Below are 11,836 nucleotides of genomic sequence, written 5' to 3' on the forward strand. Positions count from 1 at the left end.
TGAGGTCGGCGAGGTCTCTGGGAGCCGTACGTGACCGCTGTTGTCCGCTTTGATCCTCGGGGCCCGTGGCACGTCCGGACCGAATCAGGGTGGGAGGGTCCGCGCGGCAGCCGCATGGGTACGGAGGCGCTGACCGATGCCCCAGGTCCCTCGGCAGCCCACTGCTCTCGCGCACCGCCAGTACGCGATGCCCACACCCTGTGAGCCAGGGACGACGCCCCGGACACCTTGACGCCGGAGTCGGACGACTTCTGCTCGCGGGCGGCAACTTCCACGTACCGTGCACCAAGGAGCGCTTCAGCCGGCGGGCAGAGCGGCCGTTCTCGGGTCACGGGGCGGGGACGGGGCCGCCGGGCCGGAACCGCTCCACCCCGACGATGTGCCGCACCTTGACCGGGCGCACGATCACCGCGACCCGCTGTTCTCCCGGCATGGTCCACTCGAAGCGCTCGACGCCCAGATACTTGCGGGCCAGCCGGTCCATTCGCTCGTGTGCCTCCTCGCCCTCGATGAAGCGGGACACCACACCGCTGATCTGCACTCGGTCGAAGGCGTCGGTGACGTCCGCGTGTGAAAGATAGACACGGGGGTCGCGGCGCAGGTTCTCCTCCTTGACCCGACCCACCGAAGTGTTGAACGTCAGCTCCCCCTCTCCCTCCAGATCCACCCACATCGGGCTGACCTGCGGTGCTCCGTCGGCGAACACGGTGCCGACGTACCAGATGTTGGGGGCTTGCAGCCGAGCGCGGACGGCTTCGTCGAAAGGCGCAGTCATCCCGGCAGGTTACCAACCGTGACGGGGCCGGAGAGTTCAGGGAAGTGGAATCCGCCAGGTGAAGCCGATGCCAAGGGCCGTCCCCATGTTCTGGCTTGGCGGCCGAGGCATCGGAGAAGCTGGTCGCCTACGCTCGCGCCGCGCTTGGTCGGGTCTGCTGACTGGTACTCAGCCACTCACACCCGCCGACACCACGGGGCCGCGTGGTGACCGTACTGGCTCCACGCGGCCCAGGGCCTGGTGATTACCGGACGTCGTAGGCGCGGGTGATGGTCTGGGTGACCGCGTTGCCGTTGGCGTCGGTGAGGGTCGTCTTCAGGGTGACCTGCTTGCCGGAGGCTCCGGTGTGGTCGAGGACGGCCGTCCAGCGGCCGTCGTGGCGCTCGGTCGGTGCCTGGGTCCAGGTGGTTCCGCCGTCGTAGGAGTAGGACAGCGTGGCCGCCGTGAGCGCGCCCGGAGTATATCCGGCATGTCCCTCGGCCGCCAGGCCGACCTTCAGGTCCTTCTTCGCGGGCAGGGTCTTCATGCCGTCCACCGGCAGGTCATAGGCCGGGAAGAGCAGCGGCAGGCCGCGCGAGAAGACATCCGCTTCCCGGTGGGAGCGGAAGGTCCAGGAGGTGCTGACGGCGGTGGAGCGCAGCCAGTTCCAGTCCGAGGAAGCGATCTTCTGCAGGTTCTGGGTCAGCTCGTAGACGGAGTCCTCGTCCGGCACCTCGAACACGCCGTAGGGGTCGACGCGCTTGCCGATCAGCTCGCCGTCGCGCTTCAGCGCCAGGTTGCCGATGTCACCGAAGGACCCGCCGGGGGACCAGTGGTCCCCGGAGCCGTCGAGCCAGAACCCGGTCTGGAAGCCCATCAGGTTTCCCTGCCGCTCGGCGGCCAACAGCAGCTTGCCGTCGGCGTCGCGCGACGCGGACGTCCTCAGGAGGTCGCCGTACCATTCCTCGGTGCGGCGCTCCCCGGGCCGGTAGACACGTTCCTGGTCTCCCATGAACGCGGCGAACGGGAAACTGGTCATGGCGCCGTGGTACCAGACGGCGTCCTCGGCAGCCGTGTAGTAGGCGGTGCGGGTTCCGGGCACGTGCACCGAGCCGTACGGGCTCACGGGAACGTACGCGGCGCTGTCTTCGGCGGGGCGCAGGAACAGGGCGTCGAGGTAGTCCGCTTCCTTGCCCATGGCGTTCCAGGTCTCGGTGACCCGCGCCAGCCGGGAGTCCCTGGGCCGGTACGTCTGGTCGGCGTTGAGCGGTCCCGAGGTGGGGAACGTCAGGTTGTAGACGTACGGCGAGCCGTCCTGGGAGCCGGAGGCACGCCAGGTGGGCCGGAACGTGAAGGTGCCGTCCGTGGCGCGCCCGTCGACGTCCGCGTAGAACTTCTGAACGGTGCCGTCCGCGGTCAGCGAGCCGGAGACCTGCCAGGTGTCGTCCCAGTTGCGGGCATAGCTGAAGGTGGTCGTGTCCACCTTCGCGGGCCGTTCTGTGTCCAGGCTCAGCCGATGGGCCTTGCGGGCATCGAGGACAACGGTGGTGTCCCGGGTGAGGCGAAGCTGCGGCTGCGCGAGGTAGCTCATCGATTCGGGCGCGTTGCCGGCGTCGTACGTCGTCACGAAGCCGCTGAGGGAGTAGCTTCCCGGACGGACGCGGTAGGTCTGGTCGGGTGCTCCGGCGTTCTTGCGGCGTTCTCCCTTGTCGATGTCCAGGCTGACGAGGTCCAGGGAGGAATTGCCGGTCGCGGCGTCGCCGTTGCGGTCGATGGTCTTGACCCGGAGCGTGACCGTCTCCGGCTCGACGTAGAGCGTGACCGGCACGGAGACGTGCACGTCACCGCTGGTGGCCAGGATACGGCCGGTGACCGCACCGTACTGGGAGTCCTGGAGGCGGGCGGTGGGGTCGACGCGCACCGGCAGCTGGGCTGTGGCCCCTGCGGGGACCGTCACCTTGCGCTGCTCCGGCTTGATGATGCCGGAGCGGACCGTGCTGCCGTCGTTGCCGTGCACATCGCTGACCTTCACGTCCAGGGTGAGGTCCTTGGTGCCGGTGTTGGTGAAGGGCACCTGCACGGTGGTGCGGTCCGACGCGTCCTGCGGCCAGTTGTAGCTGCCGGCCTGGACGGCGGGGGCGGCGAGCACCTTCTGGTTCACCGCGGCGAAGACGTCGAGGACTCCGCCGCCGGTCTCGTCGGCGCCGGGCACCTTCCCACCGGTTCGGGCCGAGGAGACGAGCGCGGCCTTGATCTGCTGTGCGGTCCAGTCCGGGTGGGCCTGGCGGAGGATGGCCGCGGCGCCCGCCACGTGCGGGGTCGCCATCGAGGTGCCGGACATCGACCGGTAGGCGTAGACGCCTCGGCCGCCTGCGGAGGCCGCCGAGATGTCGACGCCGGGGGCCGCGATCTCGGGCTTGAGCGTGTGCGTCACGGCCACGGGGCCACGGCTGGAGAACTGAGCGGTGGTGTCGTCCCGGTCCACGGCGCCGACGGTCAGCACGTCGGGCACGCACCCGGGCGAGGAGACGGTCTCGGTGCCCGGTCCGGAGTTGCCCGCGGCGACGACGAACAGGGTGCGCGTGTTCTGCGCGAGCTGCTTCGTGGCCTGCGCCACCGGGTCGGTGCAGTCCCTGACCGACGGGTTGCCCAGGCTCATGGAGACGACATCGGCCTGCTGGTCGACGGCCCACTGCATCCCGGCGATGACCCAGGAGTCCAGACCGGACCCGCCGTCGTTGAGGACCTTTCCGATGAGCAGGGAGGTGCCGGGGGCGACCCCCTTCTTCTTGCCGTCGCTCGCGGCGCCGGACCCGCCGACCGTGGAGGCGGTGTGGGTGCCGTGGCCCACATAGTCGTCGGAGGTCTTGGAGTCGGTGAAGTTCTTGGCTTCGCTGACCCGGTCGACCAGGTCCGGGTGCTCGGCGTCCACACCCGTGTCCAGCACGGCGACCTTGGTGTTCTTGCCGTCGTAGCCGGCCGCCCATGCCTCGGGCGCGTGGACCTGCTTGGTGGACCGGTCCAAGGTGGCCTCGACCTTGCCGTCCAGCCACAGCTTCTTCAGCGCGGAGGCGGAACGCGAGCGGGGGTCGGTGATGTCCCGCCAGAACGCGGCGGCGGTGTCCTTGTCCGCCTTGAGCGCTACGCCGCCCACGGCGGGAAGCAGCAGGCTCCGCTTGGAGCCGCGAGGCGCCTCCGGCGCGCTCTTGGCAACGTTCACGCCCCTTCCGTAGGTGGCGATCAGCGGGAGCGCGTCAGTGTGCCGGTCGTCGTAACCCTGGCGGATGAGGCCGGTGACGTTGAACAACTCCTCGTCGACCATGCCCTCGCTGATGGCCCGCGTGACGCCGTCGGGATAGACGTAGAGGTCCTTGCCCGACTGGTAGGTACGGAACATCGGCTGCGTCCCGTCCTCGCGGGGCAGCACCGCCGCGGAGCTGCGGCCCGACTTGTCCGTGGTCACAAGGACCTTGTCGCCGGTGACGAGCGTGACCGTCGTCTGCTTGCCGCGGTTCTGCGCAGCCTCGCTGCCGACGATGGATTTCTTCCCCGAGGTGGCGTCATGAGGCGCATCCGCCGCCCCTGACGGCGTGACTGCCGTAAAGGCCAGGGTCGCGGCGGACGCCGCGCCCATGGCTATACGCGTGATGGGACGCATGAATCTCCCTACTTGGCACAAAGATTTGGTGCGGCTGCAGCCTGGCAGACATGCACATGGCGTAGGGATATCTGTGCTTGACGGGTTCCCCGCATGTCGGTTTTCCGTCAGACGATCATGACAGGGGGGCGGTCACAGCCAGCCCGCGCGGGCGGCGTGCCAGCCGAGCTGCAGGCGGGAATCCGCTCCTGCAAGATCCATCAGGCGGCGCGTCCGCCGCTCCACGGTCCGGATGGAGACACCGAGCTGCGAAGCCGCACGCCGATCGGAGATCCCCGCCAACAGCAGGGCCAGGACTTCGAGTTCACCCTCGGTCGGCCATTGCGCCGCCGCCGCCTGCACCCGTACGCCCGTGGCAGTGGGGTACAGCGGCTGGGCCCGGTCCCATTCCTTCTCGAAAAGGTGCACCAGGGCGGTGAGCAGACCGCTGCGGTGCACCACGATGGCGCTCGGCTCGCCGCAAGGACCGGCGACCTCCAGAGGGACCATGGCGCGCTCCCGGTCCGACACGACCATCTTCAGCGGCAGGGCATCGACCAGGCGGAGTTCCAGCCCTGCCGTGATGGCCGCCCGCATGTCCGGTGCCACCTCGTGGCCGTCGAGGTAGTTCTTCGTGGCCACGACCCGGAATTCGACCCCGCGGTCCAGCGCGGAACTCTCCGCCGTGTCGGTGTCCTCCCGCGGCACCGCGATCGGCTCGCCCACAAGGAACACGAGCAACTCCCGCTGCGCACCGCGCTGCAGCTGGTGGAACCGGTGGGCGACCTGCTCCACGCCCACGACCACCTCCACGACACTGCCCGCCGGGTGTGCGGTGGTACTGCGGTACTGCTCGGTGAGCATCGAGAACGCGGTCTCGGCCCGCTGCAGCGCGTTGCGCTGCTCGACGAGGAGCGGGGCGAGGGCCACGGACGGTGGCGTGAGCCGGTACCGGGCGGCAGTTTCCTGGTCGGCCGGGTCCGGTGTCGCGCCACCCTCCTCGGACACCACCGCGACCAGGCCACGTTCCGCCAGGTCGCGCAGAACGCTGGCGATCTCGGCCCGCTCCAGTCCGACCTGCCGGACGAGGTCCTGGGCAGAGGCGGACGGCCGGGGCAGCAGAGCGGTGTAGACAGCCTCTTCAGCCGGGCCCAGTCCCAGTACCTGCAGCATCCAGTTCCTCCTCGGGGGAACCCTATCCCGCTGCCCTGAGCGCCATGCGCCGGCCCGGAGTGCCTGCCACCGGGAGGGCGCGGTCATCCGGCGGGGCGTGGCCGCCCATGGTCGGGGCATGCCTACGGTAGAGGGCAAATGCCCCATCTGCCCCGGAGGTCCCGTGCTCCGCAAGCACTCGAAGAAACCGGTGGGTCCGGTCGAAGCCATCGCACCGCCGAGCGAGGTCGAAGTCGTGATCGGCGTCGCCTCAGTGACCCTGCTGGTGCTGGTTCTGGGAGCCCTGTCGCAGTCCCCGGTGTGGCTGCTCGGCCTTCTCGTCTTCCTTCCGGGGGCGGCGTCAGCACTGTGCACCGTCCGCCAGACGAAGATCGTGTTCGCCTGGACCGAGCTCGTCGTCATCGTCACCATGCTGGTCCGGCAGGGAGACGGGTGGCCGTGGCTCGACAGGTTCCTCATGATCCTGCTCACCATCGTCCTGGGGGCCGCCTCCGTCTACGCGTGCCACCGCCGCATCAGCCGTGAGCAGGAGATGATGCGGCTGCGCTCCACCGCTGCCGCGATGCAGCGCCACATCCTGCGCCCCCTGCCCATGGTCACCGGCGACGTCCTGGTGAACGGCGTGTACGAGCCCGTACAGGAGGACCGCCTGGTCGGCGGGGACATCTACGACGTCGTCGACTCACCGTGGGGTACCCGGGTACTGATCGGCGATGTCCAGGGAAAGGGCCTCCCGGCGGTCGGCGCCGCGTTCGCCGTCATCGGCGCCTTCCGTGCGACGGCCCACCGGGAGCCCACCCTGACCGCGCTCGTCGACGCCCTGGACGCCTCCGTCGTACGGCACAACTCCTATGCCACGCAGACCGGCGACGACGAGAGGTTCGTCACCGCGCTCGTCCTCAACATCGACGCGGGTGCGGAGGTGCAGGCGATCAACTGCGGACACGTCCTGCCGAAGGTGCTGCAGGATGCCACCGTCACGACACTGACCCTCACGTCCGGCGTCCCCCTCGGTCTCGCCGAGCTCGCCGGCGAACCCGCGACGGTCGACTGGTTCGTCTTCCCACCCGGCGCGACCCTGCTTCTGACCACGGACGGACTCACCGAGACCCGCGCCCCGGGCGGTGCGTTCTACCCCCTCACCGAGAGCCTCACCCGGCGCGTGTCGCTCTCGCCCACCGATCTGCCGCGTGCGCTCTACGACGACGCGCGTGCGTTCGCCGGGGGCGGAAGCCAGCACGACGACGTGGCGGTGCTGACCGTGCGACGGTCACCGCACCGCTGAGAAGGGTCGTTCGTTGTGCACGGGAAACCCCACACACGACAGAGGAGTCCCGGCCCGCCTGCTCTGCCCGGAGTGCCCGACACCCGAGAAGAACGCCGCGGCAGAAGCGCGGGCAGCCGTTCGACCACGGCAACACGCCGCCGGACGACGAGGGCCGGCACAGGGCCACCCCGGTCGGTGTCCGGCACGCTTCACCTTCGAGAGTCGCGGGGTCGGGGTGGCGGGTCGCCGCGGCCCTCACGTCCCGGCCATCCCCGGCACCGGCGACCTCGACCACCTCTCCCGGCGCGCAGCCACCGGCTCTCTGCACCTCTCCGGGGACAAACCCGCCATCCTGTGATTCTCAACCGCGAAACGACATGAACAGGACACCCCCGACGGTGCCGTGCTCCCCTGTGTTCCCGGGGGCGCGTTCGTGAGGAGCAGCTGCCGGGACACCAGAGCGATCACCGCGCCGAGGCCGCGGCTGGTGCGTATCCGTTCCTGCCCAGCGCAGTGGCTTCTTCGGGGCCAGGTCCGTCGGGCGCAGCAGCGGCAGGTGCGGACCCGTACGGATTTCGATGGTCAGGCGTGAATAGCTTCATCATCTTCCATTCACCGGGGTGCGGCTGCCAGCATCGGCGCACCGTCACCCGTGAGGGAGAAATCCGATGAATCGTCCCCGTTCTCTTCGCTGTCTGGCAGCCCTGGCCATGGTCGCCCTCGCGGCCACTGCCTGTGGGCGTTCCGGTCAGGGCGACGCCCCGGCCGGGACCGAGTCCCAGACCGCCTCCGGCCGGACCGCGGCCGAGCTGCTGCCCGCTCAGTACCGGCAGAAGGGTGTACTCCGGGTGGCCACCGCGGTCGGCTATCCGCCGATGGAAATGTACGCGCCCGGCACCACCCGGCTCACCGGTGTCGACCCCGATCTCGCCAAGGCCATTGCCGAACAGCTCAAGCTGAAGCTCGAACTCACCAATGCCGCCTTCGACGGACTGATCCCCGGACTGGAGTCCGGACGGTTCGACCTGGTCATGTCGTCCATGACCGACAGTGCCCAGAGACGCCAGGCGGTCGACTTCGTCGACTACTTCCGCACCGGCGGCGTCATCATGACGAAGCAGGGCAACCCGCAGGGCATCAAGTCGCTCGCGGATCTCTGTGGAAAGACCGTCGTCCTCGCCAAGGGCAGCTCCAACCTCCACATCGGCGAGGAGCAGAACGCCAAGTGCCAGGAGAAGATGCGGATCTCGCAGAGCGAGGACGCACCGACCGGGCTGCTGCAACTGGACAGCGGACGCGCGGTCGCGACCATCGTCGACTACCCCGTCGCCAAGATGTTCACGAAGAAGAGCAGCGCGTACGAAGTGCTGCCGGAGCAGTACGGCACCGCCCCCTGGGGCATCGCGTCCGCGAAGAGCCAGAGCGGACTGCGAGACGCCGTGCGCAAGGCGCTGCAGGAACTCATCGACAACGGGGACTACAAGAAGATCCTCGACACCTGGGGAGTCGGCGGCAGCGCCGTACCCGAGGCCACCGTCAACGACGGGCAGTGAGAACGGACATGAACCACCAGAAAATACCCGGCCCGGTCCCCGTAGGGAAGCCGGATGTCATGCTCGCCGATGGAACGGCGCAGGAGGACGACCTCTCCCTCCAGGTGACCGGACGCCCTCGTCCCGGGCGCTGGCTCGCGGTCCTCGCCGCCACGCTGTTCGCGGTGTGGCTCGCCTACACCATCATCGTCAACCCCAATCTTCACTGGGACATCGTCGCCAAGTACCAGTTCGACAGCGTGATCCTCAAGGGCCTCGGGGTGACCATTCAGCTCACCCTCATCTCGATGGCTCTCGGCATCGCCATCGGGATCGTCGTCGCGGTGATGCAGCTGTCCGACAGTCCGGTCCTGCGTCTCACCGCCGGTGCCTATACCTGGTTCTTCCGGGGCACCCCGCTGCTGGTCCAGCTCATCTTCTGGTTCAACCTGGCCCTGCTGTTCCCCGTGATCAGCATCGGAATCCCGTTCGACGGCCCCAAACTCATCAGCTGGCAGTCCAACCAGGTGATCACCGGATTCGTGGCCGCGCTGCTCGGTCTCTCCATCAACGAGGGCGCCTACATGGCCGAGATCGTGCGGGCAGGCATCCAGAGCGTGGATCCCGGCCAGCGCGAGGCAGGCGCGTCCATCGGGATGTCGAACCGTCAGATCCTCTCCAGGATCATCCTTCCGCAGGCGATGCGGGTCATCATTCCGCCGTTCGGCAACCAGTTCATCTCCATGCTCAAAACGACCTCACTGGTCTCGGTCATCGCCGGAGCCGACCTGATGACCGTGTCCCAGCACCTCTACCTCGCCAACTTCGAAGTGGTCGCGCTGCTCCTGGTGGCCTCGCTCTGGTACCTCGCGCTCACCACGATCGCCACCATCGGCCAGCACGCCGTCGAGCGCCGCTACAGCCCCGGCGCCGCTCCCGTGCTACGGAGCAGGATCCTGGCCAACCTCCGGCCCGGACGCGCCAACAAGGGAGCAGCAGCATGAACGACGTGATCCTCAGGGCCCGCGGGGTCCGTAAGAAGTTCGGTGACACCGAGGTGCTGAAGGGCATCGACCTCGACGTCCGCAGCGGTGAGGTGCTCTGTGTCATCGGCCCCTCCGGATCCGGGAAGTCCACACTGCTGCGCTGCTTCAACCACCTTGAGCGGATCGACGCGGGGCGGGTGTGGATGGACGGCGAACTGGTCGGCTACGAACAGCACGGGCCGTCCGGCCGGGTGCTGCGCGAGCGGCGCGCCCGGGACATCCGGCGGCAACGCGAGCGGATCGGCATGGTGTTCCAGCGCTTCCACCTGTTCCCGCACCGCACAGCGGTGCAGAACGTGATGGAGGGGCCGGTCGCCGTCAAGAGCCGGCCCCGGGCGCAGGCCGAGGAGCAGGCCCGCAGGCTGCTGGCCGACGTCGGTCTCGCGGACCGGGCGGACCACTACCCGGAGCAGCTGTCCGGCGGGCAGCAGCAGCGCGTGGCGATCGCCCGCGCACTGGCCATGGAACCCGCCCTCATGCTCTTCGACGAACCCACCTCCGCCCTCGATCCCGAACTCGTCGGCGAGGTGCTCGGCGTCATGCGCGACCTGGCCCGCAGCGGAATGACGATGATCGTGGTCACCCACGAGATGGGCTTCGCCCGCGAGGTCGCCGACCGGGTCCTGTTCATGGACCGGGGCGTCGTCGTCGAGGCCGGGAGCCCCGACCTGTTGTTCACCGACCCGCGACACGAGCGCACGCGGGCCTTCCTGTCGACGGTGCTGTGATGGGCCGCTCCCCCGATCTGCTGCTGCGCGGCGGCACGCTCGTGGACGGAACCGGCGCACCCGCCCGGGAAGCGGACATCGCGGTGGTGGACGGTCGGATCGCCGTACTTCCCGTCGGCGCCGATGCTTCGGCCGTCGAGACCCTGGACGTGACAGGGCGGGTCGTCACCCCCGGCTTCATCGACGTGCACACGCACTCCGACGCCCTCGCGGCGCCCCACGGAGCCGGCGGTGCCGCGGAGCCGATCGATGGCCTCCGTCTCGCACCGCTGCTCCAGGGCGTCACCACGGAGATCTGCGGCAACTGCGGGACCAGTTTGTTCCCCTCGCTCCCCGAGCGGCTGCCGGAGCTCGCCGAGCATCTCAGGGTGACCTTCGGGCTCGGACCGGTGCGGCCCGCCGTGGACTTCGACGCGTTCGCCGCCGGACAGGATCCCGCGCTGCGCCACACCCATATCGCCTCGCTGGTCGGCCACGGCACACTGCGCGCCGGAGTGATGGGCTTCGAGGCCCGGCCGCCACGGCCCGACGAACTGGACACCATGTGCGCACTGCTCGACCGGGCGCTGGCCCAGGGGGCGGCCGGTCTGTCCACCGGGCTGATCTACCCTCCCGGCACCTATGCCGACACCGAGGAGATCGTCGCGCTGGCCGGGGTCGCAGCCCGTCACGGCAAGCCCTACGTCACCCATCTTCGCGACGAGATGTCGCAGGTGGAGTCCGCACTGGAGGAGGCCCTGGAGATCGCGGTGCGCTCCGGCGCCCCTTTGCAGATCTCCCACCACAAGACCGCGGGCCGGTACGCCTGGGGCGCCACACTGCGGACCCTGCCCCGTCTGGAACGGGCCCGCGCCGAAGGCGTGGATGTGCTGTGCGACGTTTATCCGTACACGGCGGGAAGCACCGTACTGCATGCCATGCTGCCCCCATGGGCGAGTGAGGGCGGCGTCGGCGCTCTGCTGGAGCGGCTGCGCCGGCCCGAGACCCGGGACCGGATCAGAACGGACATCGCCCAGGGCGTCGAAGGGTGGGAGAACACCGTCGGCAACGGCGGCTGGGACCTCATCTCGGTGGCCGCAGCGCAGACGCACCCTGAGGCCGAGGGACGCAGCATCGCCGACCTCGCGGCCGAGCGCGGTGTGGATCCGGTCGACCAGGCGTGTGATCTCCTGCTGGCGGAGCAGGGCGAAGTGACCATCATCAGCCATTCCATGCGGGAGGACGATGTCCGCCGGGTCATCGCCAGCCCGTTGTCGATGATCGGTTCGGACGGTGTCCCCAAACCCGGTCGGCCGCATCCGCGCTGGGCGGGGAGTTTCGCCCGGGTGCTCGGTCATTACAGCCGTGACGAGCAACTGCTGCCGCTGGAGAGCGCGGTGCACAAGATGACCGGACTGCCTGCCGGGCGGTTCGGCCTCACCGGCCGCGGCGTGGTCCGCGACGGCGCCCTCGCCGATCTGGTCGTTCTCGACCCGGCGTCGGTACGTGACACCGCCGACTTCGAGCGCCCCCTGCTGGCACCCGGAGGCATCGATATCGTCGTGGTGGCGGGGCGAATCGCGGCAAGAGGCGGCCGGCCGACCTCGGTGCGGTCGGGAGAAGTGGTGAGAATCCGATGAGTCTGGCCCAAGTCGCCGCGGCGGCCCGGCGTTCGGCCGCGCTGCCGCTCACCCTGGCCGTCGCCGCCGTCGACATCGAC

Annotated in this window: 8 protein-coding genes; 5 read left to right on the top strand and 3 right to left on the bottom strand. The window is 69.3% G+C overall.

Annotated features, from left to right (window positions below; all coding sequences use genetic code 11):
- Window positions 1-328: 328 nt before the first annotated feature.
- The 3 genes from ACWCQ6_RS33325 to ACWCQ6_RS33335 form a co-directional block, all read right to left on the bottom strand.
- Window positions 329-775 carry a TIGR03618 family F420-dependent PPOX class oxidoreductase gene (locus ACWCQ6_RS33325; protein WP_451095647.1) on the bottom strand — a complete coding sequence of 149 codons (447 nt, stop codon included), beginning with the start codon at window positions 773-775 and terminating at the stop codon, window positions 329-331.
- Window positions 776-1,019: 244 nt separating this feature from the next.
- Window positions 1,020-4,412 carry a S8 family peptidase gene (locus ACWCQ6_RS33330; RefSeq protein WP_451095649.1) on the bottom strand — a complete coding sequence of 1,131 codons (3,393 nt, stop codon included), beginning with the start codon at window positions 4,410-4,412 and terminating at the stop codon, window positions 1,020-1,022.
- 132 nt (window positions 4,413-4,544) lie between these two features.
- Window positions 4,545-5,564, bottom strand: a complete 1,020-nt coding sequence (locus ACWCQ6_RS33335) for a helix-turn-helix domain-containing protein (protein WP_451095651.1) — start codon at window positions 5,562-5,564, stop codon at window positions 4,545-4,547.
- Window positions 5,565-5,727: 163 nt separating this feature from the next.
- Here ACWCQ6_RS33335 and ACWCQ6_RS33340 point away from each other — a divergent pair, with 163 nt between their 5' ends.
- The 5 genes from ACWCQ6_RS33340 to ACWCQ6_RS33360 all read left to right on the top strand — a co-directional run bounded on the left by ACWCQ6_RS33340 (window position 5,728) and on the right by ACWCQ6_RS33360 (window position 11,756).
- A complete protein-coding gene (locus tag ACWCQ6_RS33340; protein WP_451095653.1) occupies window positions 5,728-6,849 on the top strand; it encodes a PP2C family protein-serine/threonine phosphatase in 1,122 nt (373 codons plus the stop codon).
- 650 nt (window positions 6,850-7,499) lie between these two features.
- Complete coding sequence (locus ACWCQ6_RS33345) at window positions 7,500-8,384, top strand: ABC transporter substrate-binding protein (protein WP_451095655.1); 885 nt, start codon at window positions 7,500-7,502, stop codon at window positions 8,382-8,384.
- A gap of 8 nt (window positions 8,385-8,392) precedes the next feature.
- A complete protein-coding gene (locus ACWCQ6_RS33350; RefSeq protein WP_451095657.1) occupies window positions 8,393-9,367 on the top strand; it encodes an amino acid ABC transporter permease in 975 nt (324 codons plus the stop codon).
- Window positions 9,364-10,137: an amino acid ABC transporter ATP-binding protein gene (locus ACWCQ6_RS33355; protein WP_451095659.1), complete on the top strand. Its 774-nt coding sequence runs from the start codon at window positions 9,364-9,366 to the stop codon at window positions 10,135-10,137. Before ACWCQ6_RS33350 ends, ACWCQ6_RS33355 begins: the two co-directional genes overlap by 4 nt.
- A complete protein-coding gene (locus ACWCQ6_RS33360; protein WP_451095661.1) occupies window positions 10,137-11,756 on the top strand; it encodes an N-acyl-D-amino-acid deacylase family protein in 1,620 nt (539 codons plus the stop codon). Before ACWCQ6_RS33355 ends, ACWCQ6_RS33360 begins: the two co-directional genes overlap by 1 nt.
- Window positions 11,757-11,836: the final 80 nt, after the last annotated feature.

The organism is Streptomyces sp. NPDC001880, from assembly GCF_053594575.1.